This is a genomic window from Planococcus liqunii (assembly GCF_030413595.1).
In the GTDB taxonomy this organism is placed as follows: Bacteria; Bacillota; Bacilli; order Bacillales_A; family Planococcaceae; genus Planococcus; species Planococcus liqunii.
The window spans coordinates 568,692-589,774 of sequence record NZ_CP129238.1; the positions used below are offsets into that span (position 1 = coordinate 568,692).

At 47.3% G+C, this 21,083-nt stretch carries 20 protein-coding genes and 1 riboswitch; of the genes, 18 read left to right on the plus strand and 2 right to left on the minus strand.

Going from position 1 to position 21,083, the window contains the following annotated elements; genetic code table 11:
* Positions 1-247: 247 nt before the first annotated feature.
* The 4 genes from QWY22_RS03000 to QWY22_RS03015 all read left to right on the plus strand — a co-directional run bounded on the left by QWY22_RS03000 (position 248) and on the right by QWY22_RS03015 (position 4,728).
* The gene (locus QWY22_RS03000) at positions 248-1,222 is read left to right on the plus strand and encodes a tRNA dihydrouridine synthase (protein WP_300982963.1); all 975 of its coding nucleotides are present in this window, start codon (positions 248-250) and stop codon (positions 1,220-1,222) included.
* A 298-nt stretch (positions 1,223-1,520) separates the two neighbouring features.
* Entirely contained in the window at positions 1,521-2,366 is an 846-nt protein-coding gene (locus QWY22_RS03005) for a DegV family protein (protein ID WP_300982964.1), read from the plus strand.
* Positions 2,367-2,640: 274 nt separating this feature from the next.
* Positions 2,641-3,582, plus strand: coding sequence for a sensor domain-containing diguanylate cyclase (locus QWY22_RS03010; RefSeq protein ID WP_300982965.1), 942 nt, complete (start codon positions 2,641-2,643; stop codon positions 3,580-3,582).
* A 378-nt stretch (positions 3,583-3,960) separates the two neighbouring features.
* Positions 3,961-4,728 carry an aquaporin gene (locus QWY22_RS03015; RefSeq protein ID WP_300982966.1) on the plus strand — a complete coding sequence of 256 codons (768 nt, stop codon included), beginning with the start codon at positions 3,961-3,963 and terminating at the stop codon, positions 4,726-4,728.
* A 56-nt stretch (positions 4,729-4,784) separates the two neighbouring features.
* On the opposite strand, the gene QWY22_RS03020 is transcribed toward QWY22_RS03015, so the two are convergent.
* Positions 4,785-5,372, minus strand: coding sequence for a TetR/AcrR family transcriptional regulator (locus QWY22_RS03020; protein WP_300982967.1), 588 nt, complete (start codon positions 5,370-5,372; stop codon positions 4,785-4,787).
* A 128-nt stretch (positions 5,373-5,500) separates the two neighbouring features.
* On the opposite strand from QWY22_RS03020, the gene QWY22_RS03025 reads away from it, so the two are divergent.
* The 11 genes from QWY22_RS03025 to QWY22_RS03075 all read left to right on the plus strand — a co-directional run bounded on the left by QWY22_RS03025 (position 5,501) and on the right by QWY22_RS03075 (position 17,412).
* Positions 5,501-5,896: an MFS transporter permease gene (locus tag QWY22_RS03025; RefSeq protein ID WP_300982968.1), complete on the plus strand. Its 396-nt coding sequence runs from the start codon at positions 5,501-5,503 to the stop codon at positions 5,894-5,896.
* Between the two features lie 159 nt (positions 5,897-6,055).
* The gene (locus QWY22_RS03030; protein ID WP_300982969.1) at positions 6,056-6,916 is read left to right on the plus strand and encodes a glycerophosphodiester phosphodiesterase; all 861 of its coding nucleotides are present in this window, start codon (positions 6,056-6,058) and stop codon (positions 6,914-6,916) included.
* A gap of 228 nt (positions 6,917-7,144) precedes the next feature.
* Complete coding sequence (locus tag QWY22_RS03035; protein ID WP_036802011.1) at positions 7,145-7,354, plus strand: hypothetical protein; 210 nt, start codon at positions 7,145-7,147, stop codon at positions 7,352-7,354.
* Positions 7,355-7,665: 311 nt separating this feature from the next.
* The gene (locus QWY22_RS03040) at positions 7,666-8,796 is read left to right on the plus strand and encodes a sugar ABC transporter substrate-binding protein (protein ID WP_300982970.1); all 1,131 of its coding nucleotides are present in this window, start codon (positions 7,666-7,668) and stop codon (positions 8,794-8,796) included.
* 86 nt (positions 8,797-8,882) lie between these two features.
* Positions 8,883-10,403, plus strand: coding sequence for an ATP-binding cassette domain-containing protein (locus QWY22_RS03045; protein ID WP_300982971.1), 1,521 nt, complete (start codon positions 8,883-8,885; stop codon positions 10,401-10,403).
* Positions 10,404-10,414: 11 nt separating this feature from the next.
* Positions 10,415-11,590 (plus strand): sugar ABC transporter permease, encoded by a 1,176-nt coding sequence (locus QWY22_RS03050; RefSeq protein WP_300982972.1) that lies wholly within the window; start codon positions 10,415-10,417, stop codon positions 11,588-11,590.
* A 127-nt stretch (positions 11,591-11,717) separates the two neighbouring features.
* A complete protein-coding gene (locus tag QWY22_RS03055) occupies positions 11,718-12,698 on the plus strand; it encodes a sugar ABC transporter substrate-binding protein (protein ID WP_300982974.1) in 981 nt (326 codons plus the stop codon).
* The gene (locus QWY22_RS03060) at positions 12,695-14,161 is read left to right on the plus strand and encodes a sensor histidine kinase (RefSeq protein WP_300982976.1); all 1,467 of its coding nucleotides are present in this window, start codon (positions 12,695-12,697) and stop codon (positions 14,159-14,161) included. Before QWY22_RS03055 ends, QWY22_RS03060 begins: the two co-directional genes overlap by 4 nt.
* Positions 14,136-15,680, plus strand: a complete 1,545-nt coding sequence (locus QWY22_RS03065) for a response regulator (protein WP_300982977.1) — start codon at positions 14,136-14,138, stop codon at positions 15,678-15,680. The genes QWY22_RS03060 and QWY22_RS03065 overlap by 26 nt, the downstream gene beginning before the upstream one ends.
* A 13-nt stretch (positions 15,681-15,693) precedes the next feature.
* Positions 15,694-16,767, plus strand: coding sequence for a D-xylose ABC transporter substrate-binding protein (gene xylF, locus QWY22_RS03070; RefSeq protein WP_300982979.1), 1,074 nt, complete (start codon positions 15,694-15,696; stop codon positions 16,765-16,767).
* Positions 16,768-16,917: 150 nt separating this feature from the next.
* On the plus strand, positions 16,918-17,412 hold the full coding sequence (locus QWY22_RS03075) for a YehS family protein (RefSeq protein WP_300982981.1): 495 nt from the start codon (positions 16,918-16,920) through the stop codon (positions 17,410-17,412).
* Between the two features lie 90 nt (positions 17,413-17,502).
* Here the strand turns inward: QWY22_RS03075 and QWY22_RS03080 are convergent, their stop codons facing one another.
* The gene (locus QWY22_RS03080; protein WP_300982983.1) at positions 17,503-18,309 is read right to left on the minus strand and encodes a YwqG family protein; all 807 of its coding nucleotides are present in this window, start codon (positions 18,307-18,309) and stop codon (positions 17,503-17,505) included.
* A gap of 175 nt (positions 18,310-18,484) precedes the next feature.
* Here QWY22_RS03080 and QWY22_RS03085 point away from each other — a divergent pair, with 175 nt between their 5' ends.
* The 3 genes from QWY22_RS03085 to QWY22_RS03095 are packed head-to-tail and all read left to right on the plus strand — an operon-like array spanning position 18,485 to position 20,803.
* Entirely contained in the window at positions 18,485-19,087 is a 603-nt protein-coding gene (locus QWY22_RS03085; RefSeq protein WP_300982985.1) for a hypothetical protein, read from the plus strand.
* The gene (locus QWY22_RS03090; protein ID WP_300982987.1) at positions 19,084-19,884 is read left to right on the plus strand and encodes a hypothetical protein; all 801 of its coding nucleotides are present in this window, start codon (positions 19,084-19,086) and stop codon (positions 19,882-19,884) included. The genes QWY22_RS03085 and QWY22_RS03090 overlap by 4 nt, the downstream gene beginning before the upstream one ends.
* Positions 19,885-19,942: 58 nt before the next feature.
* Positions 19,943-20,803 (plus strand): DUF6920 family protein, encoded by an 861-nt coding sequence (locus QWY22_RS03095; protein ID WP_300982989.1) that lies wholly within the window; start codon positions 19,943-19,945, stop codon positions 20,801-20,803.
* A gap of 171 nt (positions 20,804-20,974) precedes the next feature.
* Positions 20,975-21,080, plus strand: a riboswitch (SAM riboswitch).
* The last annotated feature ends 3 nt before the right edge of the window (positions 21,081-21,083 follow it).

Consider the following 21,083-nt stretch of genomic DNA (forward strand, 5'->3'; position numbering starts at 1 on the left):
TTGATTTTGCAAAACCAGCGATATATAGAAATGAAATTTTTTACTTACTTAAACTTCAGCTATACATCGATGGACAAATCGCGCCGCTTTCCACAAACGCATGAGTCATGTAAACTAGTTAAAGTTAATGGGAATAGAATGCAGCACAATTAAAATTGATATTTTTTATTTTGAAAATAGATGCATAGAAGATGATGGGATGAAGGGCTAATTCTTCGTCCAGCAATGAAAGGATTGGAAGTTAGAGATGACAGAGAATTTTTGGCTCGATTTGCCACGGCCGTTTTTTATTCTGGCGCCGATGGAAGAAGTCACGAATGTGGTATTCCGGAAAGTGGTAGCGGAAGCAGCTCGGCCGGATGTGTTTTTTACGGAGTTTACAAATACAGAGAGCTACTGCAACCCGGACGGGGTTTTCAGTGAAGAAGGGCGCTTGACGTTTGAAGAAGATGAACAGCCGATTGTCGCGCATATATGGGGGAACATTCCGGAACAATACCGGGAGATGAGCCTCGGGATGGCGAAGCGGGGCTTTAAAGGCATCGACATCAATATGGGCTGTCCGGTAGGGAATGTGGCTGCGAAAGGCAAAGGCAGCGGCATGATCCGCTACCCCGAAAATGCGGCGGAAGTCATCCAGGCAGCCAAAGCAGGCGGCTTGCCGGTCAGTGTGAAGACGCGGCTTGGCTATACGGATGTCGAGGAGTGGAAAGGCTGGCTGACCCATGTCTTGGAACAGGACATCGCCAATCTGTCGATTCACTTGCGCACGAAGAAAGAAATGAGTGCTGTTCCGGCGCACTGGGAACTGATTCCGGAAATCAAGAAGCTCCGAGATAAAGTGGCGCCTCATACATTGCTTACGATCAACGGGGATATTCCGGATTACCAGACCGGCGTGGAACTTGCCGAAAAATACGGCATCGATGGCGTCATGATCGGCCGCGGGATTTTCCAGAATCCGTTCGCTTTTGAAAAAGAAGCGCGCGAACACAGCCCTGAAGAAATGCTGGACCTGTTAAAGCTGCACCTGGATTTGCATGACAAATATTCTACTGAAGAAGAGCCGCTGCCGTTCCGGCCGCTGCGCCGTTTTTTCAAGATTTATGTCAGTGAAATCCCGGACGCCGATGATTTGAGAAATCAATTGCTGAAAACGGATTCGACGGACGAAGTGCGGGCGTTGCTTCAGGCGTTCGAGCAACAAATTGCTGTTCGTTGAATAAAACAGCCTTCCATGAAGGGTCTATTTAGGTTCTTCATTAAACCGGGAGTGTTTTGTTTGCCACATAGGTCACAGTCCAATCGAAAAAGCCTTACACCATTTTAAGAAATCGGTGTGAGGCTTTTAATATTGCTGACGGATGAATAAGCAAGATAAGTTCAAATTATGTCTGCGCTTTCAAAAGATTGGGCTTATGTGACACCTGTCACTAGGCGCCCCCTTGCTTCCTCAGGTAAATTATCCGTAGCAGAAAGCTGCTTCCGATACGGAATTGCATTTAAAGGAGAATTTATTAATGAAGAAAATAGCTTGGATTACGGACACGGCAGCGCAGCTGGATGAAGCGTTCATCGAAAAGCATGATGTCTACGTACTGCCTCTTAGCGTCATTTTTGGGGACGGTGAATACAAAGAATCGATCGATCTGACACAACAGGAATTTTACGATAAATTGCGCTTGGCGAAAGTATCCCCTAAAACGTCGCAGCCGGCAATTGGCGAGATGCTTTCCTTGTATGAAAAGCTGCAGTCGGAAGGATACGATTTTGCGATTGCTTTGCATTTATCCAGCGGGCTTTCGGGCACGTTTGCGACGGCACAATCTGCTGCAGAGATAGCGGATTTTAAAGTCTATCCGATTGATTCGCTGATTGGGTCATTTCCAATGGTGAAGATGATCGAAACCGGGTCTGAGCTGTTTTCAGAGGGCAATGAGGTAGAGGCAGTTGTCGCAACACTTAAAAGTATGGCGGCGAATTCCCATCTGTCCTTTATTCCATCAAGCCTGAACCAATTGCATAAAAGCGGGCGTGTGTCCGGGACCCAGGCATTTTTGAGCAATGTCCTAAACATCAAATTGGTCATCACGTTTGAAGACGGCAAAACGGTTATGAAAGAGAAGGTCCGCTCGAACAAGCGGGCAAAAAACTCCGTCATGGATGCGCTCCGTGCAGATATGGCGGCGGGCAGCGTGCCGGAAGTTGCGGTCAATCACTGCAATAATGCCGCGGATGCAGAAAGCTGGAAGAATGAGCTCTTGCGGGAGTTTCCAGACCTGAAAGTCCAGGTGGTTCAGCTTAGTGTGTGCGTGGGAGTACATGCCGGCGAAGGGACGACCGGCTTAAGCTGGGTGGCTTATTGAGTTTGATGCCCCATTTCGAATACCAATATTGATAGAGACAGACCTGTGGATGAACACACTCGCTGAGTGCCAACCATCTGGGATTCTGTCTTTATTGGGAAATTAAACTTTTGATGTTTTCATGGGCAATCGCTGCCACCAGTAGATACCTCAAATAGAAGGAGAACCCTTAGTTTCCTATGTTAAGCTTTAGGGAATAATGATTATATTGAATTTCCGAAAAATGACATGCGAAATTATTGGTGAATTAAAGATGATATAGATGAGGTGCTTTATGGGGATGACATTTCAAGAACTTCAGATGTATGCGAATTTTGAAGAGCTGTCCAGGGATGTCCTGGATTTGGCAAAAGAAATTCTGCCTGATCAATTGCTTTATTTGAGTTCGATCAACGGGACGCAGCAAATCATTTTAAAACTTTCGAGCGAAGAGTCAAAGATTCCGATGAGCGAAGGGATGACATTAAACCTTAACCAATCGCTGTGCAGCTTTGTGGATTTTGAAAAAAATCAGCCGGCAATTTTTGAAGATGTGCGGGAAGAGCACCGACTGGACGATTTAAGAAATGCGCTCGAAAAAGCCCATGTCCGGTCTTACTTGGGAATTCCGATTTCGCTTGGGAATGGCGAAAGGTTCGGAACCTTATGCGCCATCCATGATGAAAAAAGCCAGTTTGATGAGAAGAGCGTCGGGCTGCTGCAGAGAATCGTGCGGATGTTTTCTTATTACCTCAATCTTGAACGTTTTGCTTATCGAGATGCCTTGACTGACCTTTACAACAGACGCTATCTTTCCAATTTTTTTGAAGATCATCCTAACGCAGAAGGCGTGATTTTCTTTCTTGATCTGGATGGTTTTAAAAAGGTGAACGATATCCACGGCCATGATGCGGGTGACTTGGTATTAAAAGAAGTCGCTTTAAAGCTGCAGAAATTTGTGGCGGAGCATCAAGGCGCTTTTGCGGTTCGGTTAGGCGGCGATGAATTTGTCGTGCATTTCTCCAGTTTATCCAGCAAGGAAACAATGCAACAGCGGGCGGAGCAATTGCTCGACAGCTTAAGTACTTGGGACTTGGGGTATGAGCTTTCCACCAGCATTGGAATTGTCACATATACAGAAGATGGCATTTCCGGTTTAAATGCACTGCTTAAAAATGCAGATGAGGCTTTGTATCGTGCCAAGCAGGCTGGAAAGAACACGTATAAGTTTTTTTAGCCGCGGAATTTGATCAGGTGACTACAAGGTCACAGTCAAATATAAAGACGGCCAAGTATTGGCAAGCATCAAAGCGAAAAAATAACAGTGCGTTTAACCTGTCGGCAATTGCCGGCAGGTTTTTGTATGTTGGGCATCTTGTTGAAGCTCATGGTTTCGTCCGTTGCTTGCAAAAATGACGCAAGCTTTATGGGGGTGGAACCTATTCAATGGTCAACCAAACATCGAATGGCGAACTTCCTTATGTTGACCCTGGAAAAACAAGGATATGGTTTTTTATTACATGACGTGTATGCTATAATAATTCGAAAGTTCTGATAATTTATTTCTTTTTAGTTTCTTTTTAACGGAAAATCCATTTATGGAAGGAGAGAGAACGTGAAAAAGTATTTAGCAGAATTTATTGGCACCTTTATTTTAGTATTTCTGGGAACAGGCACTGCGGTCGTTTTAGGCGGCTATACAGGAGGGACCGACACCGGTTTTCTTGGAGTAGCGGCCATTGCACTTGCTTTCGGTCTGTCGATTGTTGCTGCAGCTTATGCCATCGGCCACATTTCGGGATGCCATGTGAACCCGGCGGTTTCGTTAGCCGTCTGGATGTCTGGGAATTTAACCGCTAAAGAATTTGGCGGCTACGTGATTGCACAAGTAGTAGGTGCATTTGCAGGAAGCTCGTTTCTTGCTTTCGTCATTGCCAATTCTACAAGCCTGGAGGGGTACGGGGCAAACGGCTACGGCGAATTGAGTGCAGTCGGCTTGAACCTGATCGGTGCGCTTGGCGTCGAAGTGATTCTTACTTTTATCTTTGTACTGGCTATTTTAGGTGTAACATCGAGCAAGGCCACTTCGCATATGGGCGGAATTGTCATCGGCTTAACCCTGACGCTGGTGCATATCATTGGCGTCCCGTTGACAGGTACTTCGGTAAACCCGGCAAGAAGCTTGGCCCCGGCCGTTTTTGCTGGAGGGGATGCACTGGCGCAAGTATGGGTATTCCTGCTCGCCCCTCTTGCAGGGGCAGCGCTGGCAGCCCTAGTCTTTAAATCGTTCTTTACGGTAAAAGAAGAAACCGGACTTGAAGTAGCCGGTGATGAACAGCATGGTGGATCCCGCGATTCCCATCATGACAAAACACGGAGATAAGAAAAAGACTGTTTCCTTTTTACAGGAAGCAGTCTTTTTTTGCAGATACGGCAGAATTACAAATTCTTAATGAAAAAGATGATGTGAATGTACATCTCTGCCATTTCACTTGGCGTTTCGGCCAGGCCGTTTTCGATCCATTGTTCGATCAAGCCGAGGAAAGCGGACGTGGCGAACGAAGACAGGTAATCCGGCGGTACCGCAACGCCTTTGAAAAAGTTTTCGTTTTTCATCATTTTATCTACGAAATGATTGACGAAAAAACGCTTGAGCCGTTTGTGGAAACCGATGTGATTGTTTCCCCCCAGGAAGACTTGAAAGCGTTCGGCGTTCATCTCAATATAACGGAACACTTCCACTGCGTGCATCGAGATATTGCCTTTTTCTGCTTCCTCCAGCAGCACGTCCGGCTGAAGGCGTTCCAAATGCTTTTCGAGGTCCAGAAGCAAACCTTCTTCCATTTGGTCCAGCAAATCGTATTTGTCCAGGTAATGCAGATAAAAAGTGCCTCTGTTGATCTCTGCTGCCTCGGTGATATCCCGCACCGACACTTTCATAAAGTTCTTTTCCTTTAAGAGTTGCAGGAAGCTTTGCTGGATTTTCTCTTTTGTCTTTTCAACCATTTCATTGTAAATCGAAGCCATCTGATTCCCTCCGGACCACTGAACAGTCACGCCTATTCTGTTTATTGCTTTCATTATAGCAGGGGCATAAAATTAAACCATACCAATCAACAGAGTGTTGAGTGGAATCTGCGGAACGGGTGAGAAAAATGAAGAAATCACGTATAGCAATGATTGCTGCATTTTTGATCGGAGTAGGGATGTTGGCCAAAGGTTTTATATTCAATGAAGATATTAAAATGTTTCTGCTGATTTTCTGGGGTATTGGGATGGCACTCGCGTTCCTGCGTCTCTTTGTAAATAATTCGGTTAAGAAGATGAAAGGCAAGAGCTGGACGGTGAAAGTTGTGTTCTTTGCCGTATTGTTAGGATTCGGGTTGCCATTCCAGTCCTGGTTCAGAAATGAAGTCTTGTTCAAAATGGATTCCGCTTACTTAGGCGGCAGTGTCCTGATGCTGGTAGTCGGTATGGTGTTTATGACCTTTTTCACGGGATTTGCAAAAGAGAAGTTGCAGTCTGTAAAATTAGAACCGTCGAACAGTTAACACCTCAAGGCCGTGTGTGAATGCAAGAGGCCAAGTAAATTCTAATTATATTAATTTTATAAAAAATATGTATTTTATTTACATTTCTTAATGATTAATTAATATCCACTCCACATTCACTTCCTATAATAAGGGAGACATCAAATAAGGAGTGGTTAAATGAAGCGGATGGTTACGATTTTAGCGGTAAGCCTTGCGGCGGCATCTTTTAGCGGACCTGTACTTGCGGCTGAACACGGAGAAGTGAGCAAAGTGATTTCGAAGCAGGAACAGCAAAAAATGGTGAACGTTGCACACCGAGGCGCTTCGGGGCATGCACCTGAAAATACGATGGGCGCTTTCCAAAAAGGTTTCGAAATGAAGGCAGATTACATTGAAATTGACGTTCAAATGACCAAAGACGGCGAGCTTGTCGTCATCCATGACACCACGGTTGACCGCACTACAAATGGAACGGGCAAAGTCGGCAGTTTAACGTTTGAGGAAATCAGGCAGCTGGATGCCGGCAGCTGGTTCAGCGAATCCTACGCGGGTGAGAAAGTTCCGACCTTTGAGGAAGTAATCGATGCGTTTCGCGGGAAAGTCGGCATTCTAATCGAGTTGAAAGCGCCGGAACTTTATCCTGGAATGGAGAAGAAAATTGCGGATGCGTTAATGGAAAGAAACATGCATCTTTCGAACAACGGAAAAGTCATCCTGCAATCCTTTAACCACGAATCCATGAAGAAATCCAAAGAGCTGCTGCCGAATCTGCCTCACGGCGTTCTAGTAGGAGCGGGCTGGAAGAATGTAACGGAAGAACAACTGGCTCAGTTCGCCACCTATGCCGATTATTTCAATCCGACGATGAGCATTGTAACGGATGAACTGGTCAGCGATGTCCACGAAGCGGAGATGAAGATTTACCCATACACTTCAAGAACCCAGGAACAAGCCTTGCGTCTATTCGATTTAAATGTAGATGGAATCATTACCGATTACACGGAACATGTCTACTACCATCCTGTAAAAAATAATTAACAGTAGAAAGCATCGGTGCAACAAGCCGGTGCTTTTTTTATTGCCGAATGGAGTCCGGGTATACAGCGGTGCAGCAGCGTGGAATCAGGTCTGAAATTGATGCAGGCAGATTAGGTTCTCCTTCTGTGCGCATCCGTGCTATAATGAAGAACTTAGGATGATGCCGGCATTTGCTCGAATTGAACGGATGGCGAACCGCCTACCAATAAACTATAGAGGTGTAAGAAAATGAATAAACGATGGACGATCGATAAAATTAGAGAATTTACAGAGAAAAACTCGGACAGCAAACTGCTGTCAACGGAATACCACGGATTTTCTCAGAAGCTGCTGTTCAAATGTTCATGCGGCAATAACTTTGAAAAGACCTTCACGAAATTCAACAAGAACAACCAGCGCAAATGCGACGTATGCCAGCCGCCAAAAGAAGCACGCTAAAAAATAAACGAAGCACCTATTTCCTTAGCCGGAGATAGGTGCTGTTTTGTTTTTTACGAGGTATTGCAGTGCCGTAAACGGTAAATTGAAACTATACCTGTAAGGAGAAGAAAAAATGGGCTGGCTGAATAGGAAGGGGCATGATCAAGGGAACAGTTACTTTGCCAATCCTGTTCATCAAAAAGCATAGAAAAGCTAAAAAATTACAGTTAATGTTAAAAGAGTACTGATGATAACGCTTACATTTGATGTTCTGAAATTTATACTGAACTTGTACTTAATTTTATTTATAAAGGGAGAGGGGTTAGAAGATGAGAAGAAATTCTAAAGGCTTCTTGTTATTCGTGATTTTGGCCGTGTTCGCTTTGATTGCTGCTGGATGCAATGGCGGAGGAGAAGAAGGTTCAGGATCTGGTTCAAGTTCGGGTGTAGATATTGGGATTGTCTTGCCGACAAAAGATGAGCCGCGTTGGGTCCAGGATGAAGAGCGCTTTAAAGCAGCGTTAGCAGATTCGGATTATTCGACTGAAATCCTGTTCAGCCAAGGGTCTTCAGCAAAAGAGAAAGAAAACGTGGAAGCGCTGTTGAACAAAGGCATCAAAGTCCTGATCATCACGCCGCATGACGGAGCAGCAGCTGCTGCCGCAGTGGAAGCTGCGAAAAAGGACGATGTCACGGTGATCGCTTATGACCGTTTGATCACCGATACGGATGCTGTTGATTATTACGTAACATTCGATTCATTGGCAGTAGGGGCTGCACAAGCCCAGTATTTGGTGGACAATGCAGAAGGCACGGGCGTACCGCTTTACTTGTATGCAGGGGCATCTTCTGATAACAACGCATTCTTATTCTTCCAAGGCGCATGGGAAGTGCTGCAGCCGAAAATTGCAGATGGCACATTCAAAATTGCCAACTCCAGCCAAGCAGAAGCTTTGAAGGATACAAAAGAACTGAACCGTGACCAGTTGAGCCAGATCATCGGCCAGGTAACAACCAACTGGGATCCGAACGAATCCAAAAACAAAGCACAAACGCATTTGACTTCTGTCGGCGACGACATGAAAGGCAACGTAGCCATCCTTGCACCGAATGACGGCACTGCCCGTTCAATTGCCGATGTATTTGCATCAGACACGGCCGTAACGAATTACATGATCACCGGGCAGGATGCAGAGAAAGCTTCCGTCCAGTACATTATCGATGAAAAACAATCGATGACCGTGTTCAAGGATGTGCGCACATTGGTGGAAGATGCAATGGGCATGGCAGTTGAAATCATGGACGGCAACACACCGGAAACAACGGGTTCTTACGACAACGGCATGACGGAAGTAAAAGCGAAACAAACGGATGTCATTGTGGTAGATAAGGAAAACGTCAAAGCAGAATTGATCGATTCCGAGTATTACAAAGCGGATGAATTCACAGGCTTAGAGTAAGAATCAAATAGGGCGGAAGAAATAGTGGTAGAACCTTCTATCACTATTTCTCCATTCCTTGATGATTGCGCAAGGGAGGCGAAGAAATGAGCGACTATATTTTAGAAATGAAGAACATCTCGAAATCGTTTACCGGGGTGAAAGCCTTGTCGGATGTCAACTTCAAGGTGGAACGCGGAGAAATCCATTGCTTGATCGGAGAAAACGGCGCCGGCAAATCGACGCTGATGAAAGTCCTGAGCGGGGTTTATCCTTACGGCACATACGAGGGCGATATCGTCTTTGAAGGGAAAGTCCAGCAGTTCAATGAAATCAACGACAGCGTAAAGGCGGGCATCGGCATCATTTATCAGGAACTCGCACTGTTTCCGGATTTGACGGTCTACGAAAACATCTTCGCCGGCAATGAAATCCGGAGAGGGCCTTTTGTCGATTGGAATGAAACCATCGTCCAGTCTTCCAAATTGCTGCAGAAGGTGAAGTTAAAGGTGGATCCGGAAACCTTGATCAAGGATTTAGGTGTAGGCAAACAGCAGCTCGTTGAAATTGCAAAATCGCTCAGCAAAGACGTGAAACTGTTGATTCTCGATGAACCGACAGCTGCTTTAAATGAAAACGACAGCGACAACTTATTGGAGTTATTAAAAGAGCTGAAAAGCCAGGGAATCACCTGCATCATGATTTCCCATAAATTAAAGGAAGTCATCTCGATTGCCGACAAAGCGACCATTTTGCGCGATGGCAAAACCATCGTCACATTGGACGCCCATAAAGGGGAGCTGTCGGAGAGCGTCATCATCAAAAACATGGTCGGTCGTGAAATCGAAGATGTATTTCCAAAGCGGACAGAAAAGAAAATCGGAGAGACGGTTCTTCAGGTGAAAGACTGGTCCGCTTATGACCCGGAACTGGCACGGCAAGTCGTGAAACACGCCAACCTGGAAGTGAAAAAAGGGGAAATCATCGGCATCGCGGGATTGATGGGATCGGGCCGGACAGAGCTCGCGCTCAGCATCTTCGGCAATCCGAAAAATTACAAACTGCAAGGCAAACTTGAGGTTTTCGGAAAACAGCGAACGCTGAAACACACGAGCGACGCCATCAAAGCGGGGATTGCTTACGTAACCGAGGACCGAAAAGGAAACGGGCTTTTTTTGATCAAAGACATCAAAAGCAATGTGACTGCGGCGCATCTGAAAGGAATTTCGGCAAGAGGCGTCCTCAATTTGAACGAAGAAGTGAAAGTCGGGACGGAATACAAAAAATCGCTGCGGATCAAAGCCAATTCGCTTGAGCAGGCGGTTGGAAAACTGAGCGGCGGCAATCAGCAAAAAGTATCACTCGGCAAATGGCTGTTTACTGGACCTAAGATTTTGATCCTGGATGAACCGACGCGCGGAATCGATGTCGGCGCGAAATTCGAGATTTATACCATTATGAACCAGCTGATCAAAGAGGGATTAAGCATCATCATGATCTCGTCCGAATTGAATGAAATCATCGGCATGAGCGACCGCGTCTATGTCATGGCGGAAGGTGCCATAAAAGGTGAATTAACAATAGAAGAAACGACTCAGGAAGCCATTATGGAGCTTGCGACGCAATAGGGGGTAGAGCAATGGAGTTTTTAGCAGAAGCAAAACATTTGATCAAAGCGAATATCCGCGATTACGGAATGTACATCGCCTTGCTTGTGATTATACTGACGTTTACGTTCATGACAGACGGTTTATTCATGTCTTCACGGAACATCAGCAATTTACTCGATTCAACGGGGTATATTGCGGTCCTCGCAGTCGGCATGACCTTGGTCATCGTCATTCGTCACATTGATTTGTCGGTCGGATTTTTAGCCGGCTTTTTGGGCGCCATTGCCGCGATTTTCCTGTCGCAGATGGGCATGTCCGTTTTCCTAGTCATTCCGCTCGTCTTGATCTTTGGCGGCGTCATCGGGTTGTTCAACGGCTTCTTGATTGCCAAAGTAGGCATTCCGGCATTCGTGGCGACCTTAGCGGGGATGCTGTTCTTCCGGGGCGCTTTGCTAAATGTCACAGAAGGCACGGGGACAATCATCGTCAACAACGATGGCTTTAATGCACTGGGGAATGGATTCATCCCGTCGCTTATGGAAATCAACGGACTACATCTGTTGTCGCTATTGATGGGACTTGCCGGAATTTTGCTGTACATCTACAGCGAAATTTCAAACCGGCGGAACAAAGCGAAATACGGATTTGAAGTGGTTTCGTTTAAAATTTTCATCGTGAAACTCGTTTTTGTGTCCTTTATTATCGGCTATATTACGTGGATTCTTGCGGGCTACAACGGCTTCTCCTGGACGGTGGTCATCATGCTGCTGGTCGTTGTCATCTATCATTTCCTGGCGACGAAAACCGTGCTTGGCCGCAACATTTATGCGGTTGGGAGCAATCCGGAAGCTGCCCATTTAAGCGGAATCAACGTCACGAAAGTTACGCTTTTTGTTTTTGGGTCGATGGGGATGCTTGCTGCCCTTTCCGGCATTCTGTTTACTTCGCGCTTGCAATCGGCAACGACGACTGCAGGAACGCTGTTCGAACTTGATGCCATCGCGGCTGCCTATGTCGGCGGGGTTTCTTCTGCGGGCGGCGTCGGGAAAGTGACCGGTGCGATTATCGGAGCCATCGTTATGGCTTCGCTGTCGAGCGGCATGAACTTGCTTGGAACCGGGATTTCGTATCAGTACATGATCCGCGGCGGCGTTTTGGCTTTGGCAGTAATTTTTGATGTGATGACCCGGAAACAACGGGCGTAAGCATTAAGTAAAACCGGCGTCTTCTTGCTTAAAGAAGGCGCTTTTTCTATATATGGAAAGTGATTGTGAATTTTCTGGCAAATGATATGATAAAAGCAGTTAGGACACGGAAAAGGAGCTGCACAACATGAGAAAAAAAGTCGTCGTCATCCTTTGTATGCTCTGTGCGGTTTTAGGATTTTTTACATTCATGTCAGCCGGTAAGGCGTTCCGTTCCGATTGGCAGCTGCCGGCGAGTGTCCCTGGAAACCAGGAAAAACCTCGCTTGGTCCTCGTCACCCAGGAAATGAAGACGCCGTTTTGGAATCAGGTGGCAGCAGGGGCTTCGAACGAAGCGGAAAAAGAAGGCGTCAGCCTCGAAGTATGGGGAAGCTACGGCAATGACCAGGACGAGTTTTTAAAGCAAATTGAAATCGCCTTTCACTCCAAAGTGGATGGGGTCATTGTCCAAGGCTTGGATACCGAGGAATTTAAGGAACTGACGAAGATTAAAGCGGCGTCCTACGGCATTCCGGTTGTAACGGTGGCAAATGACGTGCCGGTTGCCGAGAGCTTGCGGAAAACCTATGTGGGATCGGATCAAGCGGAAGCCGGAAAACGGCTTGCCGAGGAACTGGTCCACGATATGGGAAGCGAAGGGCAGGTTGTTTTACTGGGCAACGACGAACAAGCTTTTAGCCAACAGCAACGGCTGCAAGGGGTGAATAAAGTCTTGGAGGCATATCCCGGTATTGAAGCCGTGCTGGTGGAAAGCGGGGATGCCACCGAAGAAGTGATTGAAACGACGCAAAATGTGCTTAATCAGGTGCCGGGAGCCGATGCGTTTATCGCGCTCAACGCCAACCATGTCGGAACGATGATGCAGGAAATCAGCAGGCGTTCGGCCCTTGAACGGTTCCATATTTATTCGTTTGACGACGGCGCAGACATTCCGGCGCTGCTGACGCAAGGCGGTTTGGATGCGGTGATTGGCCAGTCTCCTGAAAAAATGGGCAGCCTGAGCGTCGAATTAATCATGGATTGGCTGAACAACGAAAAAGTTCCGCTGGATCCAGATGGCTATTTTACGGATATCCGGATACTGGAAGGGGCGAAAAAACGCCCATGAATACGATACAAAAAAAGATTTGGGTGCTGGCTTCCGTTGTTCTCGCCATCATGATCGCCATTTGGCTGACGCTGACGTTCTATAACCAGAAAATGCAGACACAGTACAACGACATCCTGCAGCGCTATTTGCAGATGAATGAAGTGACCAGCTCAAGCCAGGACATTGTCGCCAATTTAAACCGATATTTAATGATTCCAACAGCGGGCAACGAAGCCGAGCTTGAGGAAAGCCGCGAGCGGCTGCTGAGCGTCCAGTCGACCGTCTATGAGCTGCGCAATGTGGAAAACGAATTCATCTTGACCAATTACAGCCACTTGATCGACAGTTTTGTGGAAACGGTGGACCGTTCGGTGATGTTCCAGGAGCAGGGAGAAGCAGAATCGGCTTTGGCTGAGTTTGCGGAGGCATCGAACATCTCCCTGTATATTTCTGAAATGACGTTAAGCATTTTTGATACTGAACTAAAAACCTATGAACGCTTTTACCGGGGCATCATCAGCCAGTCGGAAGAGCTGGAGAAACTGGGCGTTTGGCTGTTGCTGCTGATCACCCTGGTGCTTGTGCTGTTTACGTATTTGTTTTCGCGCAGCATCACCAAACCGGTGCAGCAATTGACCAAAGCGGCCAACGAGCTGGCAATCGGCCGGTTCGACCGGCCCATCAAAGTGGATTCAAACGACGAGATTTCGTTTCTTGCCAAGACCTTTGACCATATGCGCAGCAACATCAATGCATTGATCCTGGAGATTCAGAAAAAAGCCCAGCTTGAGCGGGAACTGCAGGAAAGCAAAATGCTGCTGCAGGAAAGCCAGCTGCGCAATTTGCAAAACCAGATCAATCCTCATTTCCTGTTTAATACATTGAACACGTTGTCAAAAAAAGCTTATCTCGACGGTGCGGAAGAAACGAGCGATTTGCTCGTCAGTGTGGCCGGTCTCTTGCGCTACAACTTAAAGCGGATGGATAAAGCAGTCTCGCTTTACGAAGAAGTGTATGTGCTCCAGCAGTACATCGACATCCAGAAAGCCCGCTACAGCGACCGCCTGAAGTTCCATGCAGACGTGCAAGAGTCCGCACTGGGCTTTCAAATTCCGGGGCTGACATTGCAGCCATTGATTGAGAACGCGGTCATTCATGCCATCGAGCCGGAAGAAGACGGCGGCGAGATTTGGTTCCGCATCCAGGAAGTCGGAGACGAAGTATGGGTTGAAATTGAAGATAACGGGCGCGGCATTGATGAAGAAAAACAGCGGCAGCTTTTGGAGCAGGCCGTCGTGTCAAAAGAAGGACATTCAACCGGCATCGGCTTCAGCAATGTGCTGAAGCGGCTGAACCTTTTCTATGGAAGGGAAGGCCTCGTTGAAATCGACAGCGAAGTCGGCAAAGGAACGAAAATTACATTGAAATTGCCAAAAGTAAAGGGGGGCCAAAATCATGGTCAAACTGCTCATAGTGGATGACGAGCCGATTGAACGCGATGGCATGCAGGCAATTCTGCAAAAAAACTATCCAAATTTTGAATTCCGGCAAGCAAAGAACGGCAAGCTGGCCGTCGAAATCGCCGAAGACTGGAATCCGGATTGGATCTTCATGGACATCATGATGCCGGGGATGACAGGACTCGAAGCCATCGAACAAATTCAGCGGTCCAACGGGGAAGTCCAGTTTGTCATGGTGACGGCTTTTGATATGTTCGATTATGCGCGGCAAGCGATCAAGCTCGGCGTAAAGGATTATTTGCTGAAGCCGAGCAAAGCCAGTGAAATTGTGGCGACTGTCGGCAAACTATTGGAACAGCAGCGGCAGAAAGAGCAGGAGTCGGCTATGCGCCGGCAGGAACAGGATGCATTCCATCGGGCACTGAGCATTGTCGAGACCGATGTTGTCACCCAACTGCTTTTTGACCATGTCCACGAAGTGCATATTGATATGCTGGTTGAAATGCTGGAAATCCAGTCAGAAAATGAGCAGTTTGTGTTGACCGTGCTTATTCCGGAAGGATGCGAAGAAGCGTATTCAAAAATCAAAGAAAACATCCGGCAGCAAGGCAATGCGTGGGTCGGTGCCTTATATGGTCGCCAGCTGCCGATCATCGTCTTCCGTGAAGCCGGCACGTCGTTTCGTTCCCAAGCCATCAAATTGGCAAAGGATATTCTGGATATCTCGAAACAGCACGTCCAGGAAGGCTGGTTTGTCGGCATTGGCACGGAATGCAGTTCGCTTGAAGAGATCCGGAATTCATACCAGAAATCGCTGATTGCGACCATGGATCTGGGGATTCCTTCGAAATACCGGTTTTATTCCGATGTGCCGGTGCTGGATAAAGAAAGTGATGCCGCCTTTATCAAACAACAGGAGAAAAAACTGTTCGATTATGTTCGGCAGGGAGAATGGGAATGCATTGACCAGATTGTCCTGGATTTAATACGGCGCTTCGAACAGCAGGAAGCGAACGTTCTTCTTGCCCAGCAGCGGGCGCTTGAAGTGCTGTGGATTACATCGAGAGTCATGGAGGAAATGGGCGTTGAGGCGGCAGCGCCGTATTATCCGGTACAGGCGCAGGATTACCGTCAGCTCAGTGCCGAGACGCGGCAATTGCTTGAAGGGATGAAGCAATTGTATGAGAGCCATTGCGGACGGCTGGAAGTGGATAAAATCCACCAGATCAAGCAATACATCCGGGAGCATTCCCATGAAGACATTTCACTTGATACCTTGGCAAGGCGGGTAGACTTGAGTCCCATCTACATCAGCAAGATGTTCAAGGAAAAACTGGGCGTCAATTACATCGAGTTCCTGACGGCCTGCCGGATGGAGCGGGCGAAAAAGCTGCTGGCCGATCCGCAAAAGAGCCTGAAGGAAATTTCCATTGACGTCGGCTACCACGAACCAAATTACTTCAGCAAAGTGTTCAAAAAGATGTACGAAATGTCGCCGAAAGAATACCGCAAGACGCTTTTGGGCATCAAGGAAGAGTAGGGAGGAAAATCCCATGAAGCAGATTCAGTGCCGGATTGCCGGCCTGTTGATGGCATTGGTTGCGGTAGGGATGCTTGCGGCTTGTGAAGGGCAAGAGCCGGAAGCGCAGAAAGAGAGAATTTTGCCGCCGGAAACCGGACAGGACGAAGCCGTCAAAATTGGGTTTTCAATGGATACTTTAAAAGAGGAACGCTGGCTGAAAGACCGCGACTTGTTCCGCCAAGCGGCTGAGAAATTGGGCGCGGAAGTGGAGATAGCAGCGGCGAACGGCGATGACGCGCTGCAGATCGCCCAGGCGGAAGCCATGATCCAAGGCGGCATCGATGTGTTAGTGATTGTGCCGCATAATGCGGAAGCGACCGCAGCCATTGTCCACAAAGCGCATGAAGCCGGCATTAAAGTCATTGCCTACGACCGCCTGGTGAAAAATGCCGATGTTGACTTGTATGTATCGTTCGATAATGAGCAGGTCGGTGAACTGCAGGCGCGGGCTATTCTTGATGCGGTGCCGAAAGGGAATTATGCCTATATCGGCGGCGCCCCGACCGACAACAACGTCCACTTGATCAAAAAAGGCGTCTTGAATGTGCTTCAGCCGGCCATTGACCGGGGCGACATTCAAATCGTCTACGACGAGTGGACCGATGACTGGGCGCCGGAAAATGCGCAGCACAATATGGCTGAAGCCCTAAGAGCCAATGGCAATCAAATCGATGCGGTCATTGCGGCCAATGATGCAACAGCCGGCGGCGCCATCAAAGCGCTGGCAGCACAAGGGATGAACGGGGAAATTCCGGTAGCGGGGCAGGACGCAGAACTTGCGGCGGCTCAGCGCATCGTTGCGGGCACCCAAACCATGACTGTGTATAAGCCGATCCAGAACCTGACCGCCCAAGTGGCGGAACTGGCGGTGCAGCTGGCAAAAGGAGAAGAAGTCATGACGTCCGTCAGCGTCAATAACGGGAAGACCGAAGTGCCGTCGATTTTACTGGCGCCCACTGCAGTGAATGCCGAAAATCTGGCAAATACGGTCATTGCCGACGGGTTTCATTCAAAAGAAGAAGTATATCAGGAGCTAAAAAAATAATCGGAAAAAGCCGTTCATCAGGCAAACGGGCTGATGAACGGCTTTTTTGTCTCGCGGCAAAAGTCCTGAAGCTTCTCTTTATGCTATTATTAAGGATGGATATAAACAGTAGCCAACTGGAACGTATGCAATAATAGGAGGTTTTTTCAAATGGACAATAACGACTTACTGATCAGGTTAAGGTACGCCCTTGATATAAAAAACAGCGATATGGTAGAAATCTTTAAACTCGGCGGCATTGAATTTTCGAAAGAAGAAGTACTGAAAGTGCTGACAAAAACGCCGGAAGATGAAGAGCCTAAAGCAAGCGAAGACCATATCCCTTTGGACAAAGAAGCATTTGAATCCTTTTTGAACGGCTTGATCGTTTACAAACGAGGCAAACAGGAATCGAAACCAGGCCAGCCGGCACAGCCTCCGCTTTCAAATGAGCCTTCCAACAACCTGTTGTTGAAGAAAGTGAAAATCGCCTTGCAGCTGACAAGCGATGACATGCTCGACATTTTGAAATTGGCAGGCGTTACGGTCACCAAAGGCGAAATGGGCGGAATTTTAAGAAAGCAGGGCCACAAAAACTACAGCATTTGCGGCGACCGCTATGCCCGCAATTTCCTGAAAGGGCTGGCCATCAAATACAGAAAATAAACGAGACTCCGAATGCCTGGCAGACGGAGAACTGAAAAAAGGGTGCTGGATATCACATTCCGGCACCCTTTTTTTGCCGCTTTGACCCGGTCAGTAACAATCCCAGTTATACAATACATCCGAGAAATTCCGCTTCTTTAAATTTTCTTTGCTGATGAAAAAATTGCCGACGCCGGTATCTCCCCATGTAATGCCCGCTTCTTCATCCGTATCAACCTGAAGCAATAGGACATCGTAATCGGCATATCTTTCATTTCCTCTAAGGTCGACTTGGGCGAAGAAAGGATAGCCGCCAATCTTATGGCCTTCTCCGGAAAACTGCTCGGAGTAAAGTTGCCAGAAAATAATAGGTTGATTCTTTTCCATTTTCATCACTTCTTCATAGTCGATTCCTTTGAAAATAGCTTCAAAAGTCCGGTCGGTAATCGAGACAGCGTCCTGGTCCAAGACAAAAGACAAAGCCGATTCTTTGTACGGCGGGAAATCATCTTCTTTCGGCTCCTCGAGAAATGAGAAATCTGTAACGAGCCCGTCTTCCGAAACGGGTTCTTCATGAAAAACCATTTTGAAATTGCTTTGCTTGGTTTGGTCGTCGAAGTCCAGGCCTATGCCATCAACGTCCGGCGAAAGGAAAAATTGCAGGATGCCTTTCTCTGGCCAGTCCTCCAGCACCGAGGGAAGTTCTTCAAAATTAATTTGGGCCAGCAATCTCATGGCGCCGCCGGACGCATCTTTTGGCAGCTCCATACCGGTTGGCAAATAAGGCAGGCCGCCGAACTTGCTTTGATGCCAAGCGGTGGCTTGTGGATTTGTCTGAACCCGGATCACCGATTTGACAGTTGGTTCGAGTTTTTCCCGAAATCTCTCTAACTCTGGCGGCATAGATAAGCGTGGCATGGTCATCTTCCTTTCATTTGTGCGTCGATTGGCATTTAATTTTCTACTTTAAATAAAAAAATATGGAAATTTACTATTACTTTAGTATAAGCTTTTAATTAACAGAAGTTTAGCAAAAGTTGAGCGGAGTGCCAATATAGTTAATAGCAAAAGCCGAGCAAAGGGGATAGATGAGATGAAATGGCTGCCTACGAGAAAAAATAAAGTGGAGGCTTTTTGGAAATGGTTTAAAGAAAACGAACGCACTTATTTTGAGTTAACCAGAGGCAATCAGGAAGAGCTGTTTGCCGTGCTGCAGCGAAAACTGCAAAAAGTGAATAAGCATCTGGTTTTTCAGTTCAGTGTGGAGCCGGTAGGGGGCAAACGCGAGTTTACAATCAGTGCGGACGGGATGCTCGATGCATTTGATGCAGTTTTTGATTTGCACGAGGCAATGCCGGAACTTGAACTTTTTGACGTCGTGGCATTCCGGCAGCCTTCAGAAGAAGAATTCAGCGTCGAGTTCGGAAGCCGGCAGCTGACTTGGAACGATGTGTATTATACAGCGCTTCAGGACATTGAGCACGAAGAGGTCAGCTTGACGCTTTACGTCAAAGGACTGACCAAAGACAACGAAGACGAATTGGCGCCAGCCCTCTTTATCTTACTGGATTCCGTCATCGGGGAATACAATATGGGCGTCCATGTCGGAAACGTCGAATTCCGCCCGTTTGAAGAGCAAACGCAGGCACGCCCCATCCAGACCGTCAAAACATTTTTTCCAGTGGAAGCTTTATGAAGATGGACCGCTTGCCGCCAACTTTGCAGAAACTAAAAGATTTCGATAAAGAATTGGAACGACAGGGAAGTTCGCTGGATGAATGGATCGGGTTCAGCATTGTTGGGGACGAAAGCCGGTATAATTTGACTCCGCTTGATGTGATTCCATTTGCCGCGACCGGAGTAGACGGGAATCATTTTGGTTTGCTGACCGACTTCGGAATGATTTCCAACTTGGAAGAAGCCCCCATTGTCTGTGTCACGCCGATGAATTTTGGGGAACACGTTAAAATTGTCGCACGAAACTTAAAAGAATTCCTGGATTTGATTTATACCGTAACAGATTTCAGCGCCATCGCCAATTTTACTTATTTTCAAGACAAACAGGATTATAGAAAGCTCTTGAACAATCTTAGAAATGATGAAACATATGAAGAGCGGGTCGAGAAGTTGGAAAGCATGAAAGCCGAGTTTGGTCTTCATGCCATCGAAGACGTTTACCGCTTTGTGGAAGTGGAGTTAAAAGAAGCTCGGCAACGGCAAATTGCGCTGCCGACGCTGGATGGCCTGGGAGTTGTCGCGCAGAAGGGCAACGGCGATTTGCCTCTTTATCCGGTCCATGAAGATATGAAGATTGATATAGGCGATATGCGGAAGTTCCTGGCAGCCGCCCCTGTGGAAAGCCGTCTGGCATTTATCCGCGATGCGCAGTTTACGAATATTTTGGAAGAACCGGAAATCAAGCAGCTGGTGCTGGCGGAACTGAAACGCATGGATTTACCGGTTGAGCGAAAGCGATTAAATGACAATTATTAAAGGGAATTTGCCTTCGATGTCGTATAGACAATAGTAACGCTAAACGGAGGTGTTTTTGATGAGAGTTGCCATACCGCTTGCAATCGTTGGAATTGCCGCTCTGTACAAAGGAGCTTTATGGAATTTTTCAAATCAAAGCAATAAACAAATTCAGCAGCAGCTGGATGGAGTGCCGGACGCCCAACCGAAAAAAATGACAAACGACATGCTCGAACCGCTTCCACAATCCGTCCGGAATTGGCTGATTGAAGCAGGCGCCATCGGAGCAGACGAAATCCGAACGGTGACCTTAAAGCAAACCGGCTGGATGCGCCTTAAACCGGAGCAGGAAAAATGGACGAAGGCGGAAGCGGAACAAACCATTACGGTCAATCCGCCGTCTTTTACCTGGACCGTCAAGACGAACATGGCGCCGTTTGGACAAGTGGTTGGCCGTGACCATTTCGAGTCGGGCAAAGCTGATATGGTGATCAAAGCAGCCGGCCTTCTGCCGATTGTCCAAGTCAGCAACAACACCAAAACCGATGAATCGGCGCTGCAGCGCTTTTTGATGGAGATGGCATGGTATCCGACAGCGGCGCTCAGTCCATATGTGACCTGGGAAGAACTTGACGCTAATACAGCGAGAGCGACAATGACGTACCGCGGCATTTCCGGATCTGCTGATTTTTATTTTTCCGAAGCTGGGGAACTGCAGAAAGTGATAGCTTACCGCTATAAAGACAATGATAAATCAGCCTCGCGCTTGCCTTGTGTTGCGGAGATTAAAGAACATCACAATGCAGGTGCCTATAAAATCCCTTCCAAAGTTGAAATCAGCTGGTATTTGGAAGAAGGCAAATTCACTTGGTACAAATTCGAAGTGCACGGAGCAGAAATCGATCCGATCCGGGCAGTGCGCGATGCTGCGGTCACTTAAAGAAAAGCACGGCAATATCACTTAACACAGAAAGTTCATTGTTTTTAGACAAATCAACTTGACCTGCCCTTCCAATGCAGATAGGATTAGAAGATATATAGCGGAACTTCAGCAAGTGAAAGTGCAGTTAAACTTTCAAAGCTAGAAGCAGCATCCAAATTGAATAGTGAATTCTTATCGAGAGAAGTCGAGGGACTGGCCCTATGACGCTTCAGCAACCAGCCGCAAAGGCTAAGGTGCTAAATCCAGCAGGCATTCTGTGCCTGGCAGATGAAAAGGA

What these genes read in the sequence shown, in the direction of transcription:
- QWY22_RS03000 (WP_300982963.1), top strand. Translation starts at nt 248, where the DNA reads ATGACAGAGAATTTTTGGCTCGATTTGCCACGGCCGTTTTTTATTCTG.
- QWY22_RS03005 (WP_300982964.1), top strand. Translation starts at nt 1,521, where the DNA reads ATGAAGAAAATAGCTTGGATTACGGACACGGCAGCGCAGCTGGATGAA.
- QWY22_RS03010 (WP_300982965.1), top strand. Translation starts at nt 2,641, where the DNA reads ATGGGGATGACATTTCAAGAACTTCAGATGTATGCGAATTTTGAAGAG.
- QWY22_RS03020 (WP_300982967.1), bottom strand. Translation starts at nt 5,372, where the DNA reads ATGGCTTCGATTTACAATGAAATGGTTGAAAAGACAAAAGAGAAAATC.
- QWY22_RS03025 (WP_300982968.1), top strand. Translation starts at nt 5,501, where the DNA reads ATGAAGAAATCACGTATAGCAATGATTGCTGCATTTTTGATCGGAGTA.
- QWY22_RS03030 (WP_300982969.1), top strand. Translation starts at nt 6,056, where the DNA reads ATGAAGCGGATGGTTACGATTTTAGCGGTAAGCCTTGCGGCGGCATCT.
- QWY22_RS03035 (WP_036802011.1), top strand. Translation starts at nt 7,145, where the DNA reads ATGAATAAACGATGGACGATCGATAAAATTAGAGAATTTACAGAGAAA.
- QWY22_RS03040 (WP_300982970.1), top strand. Translation starts at nt 7,666, where the DNA reads ATGAGAAGAAATTCTAAAGGCTTCTTGTTATTCGTGATTTTGGCCGTG.
- QWY22_RS03045 (WP_300982971.1), top strand. Translation starts at nt 8,883, where the DNA reads ATGAGCGACTATATTTTAGAAATGAAGAACATCTCGAAATCGTTTACC.
- QWY22_RS03050 (WP_300982972.1), top strand. Translation starts at nt 10,415, where the DNA reads ATGGAGTTTTTAGCAGAAGCAAAACATTTGATCAAAGCGAATATCCGC.
- QWY22_RS03055 (WP_300982974.1), top strand. Translation starts at nt 11,718, where the DNA reads ATGAGAAAAAAAGTCGTCGTCATCCTTTGTATGCTCTGTGCGGTTTTA.
- QWY22_RS03060 (WP_300982976.1), top strand. Translation starts at nt 12,695, where the DNA reads ATGAATACGATACAAAAAAAGATTTGGGTGCTGGCTTCCGTTGTTCTC.
- QWY22_RS03065 (WP_300982977.1), top strand. Translation starts at nt 14,136, where the DNA reads ATGGTCAAACTGCTCATAGTGGATGACGAGCCGATTGAACGCGATGGC.
- xylF (WP_300982979.1), top strand. Translation starts at nt 15,694, where the DNA reads ATGAAGCAGATTCAGTGCCGGATTGCCGGCCTGTTGATGGCATTGGTT.
- QWY22_RS03075 (WP_300982981.1), top strand. Translation starts at nt 16,918, where the DNA reads ATGGACAATAACGACTTACTGATCAGGTTAAGGTACGCCCTTGATATA.
- QWY22_RS03080 (WP_300982983.1), bottom strand. Translation starts at nt 18,309, where the DNA reads ATGCCACGCTTATCTATGCCGCCAGAGTTAGAGAGATTTCGGGAAAAA.
- QWY22_RS03085 (WP_300982985.1), top strand. Translation starts at nt 18,485, where the DNA reads ATGAAATGGCTGCCTACGAGAAAAAATAAAGTGGAGGCTTTTTGGAAA.
- QWY22_RS03090 (WP_300982987.1), top strand. Translation starts at nt 19,084, where the DNA reads ATGAAGATGGACCGCTTGCCGCCAACTTTGCAGAAACTAAAAGATTTC.
- QWY22_RS03095 (WP_300982989.1), top strand. Translation starts at nt 19,943, where the DNA reads ATGAGAGTTGCCATACCGCTTGCAATCGTTGGAATTGCCGCTCTGTAC.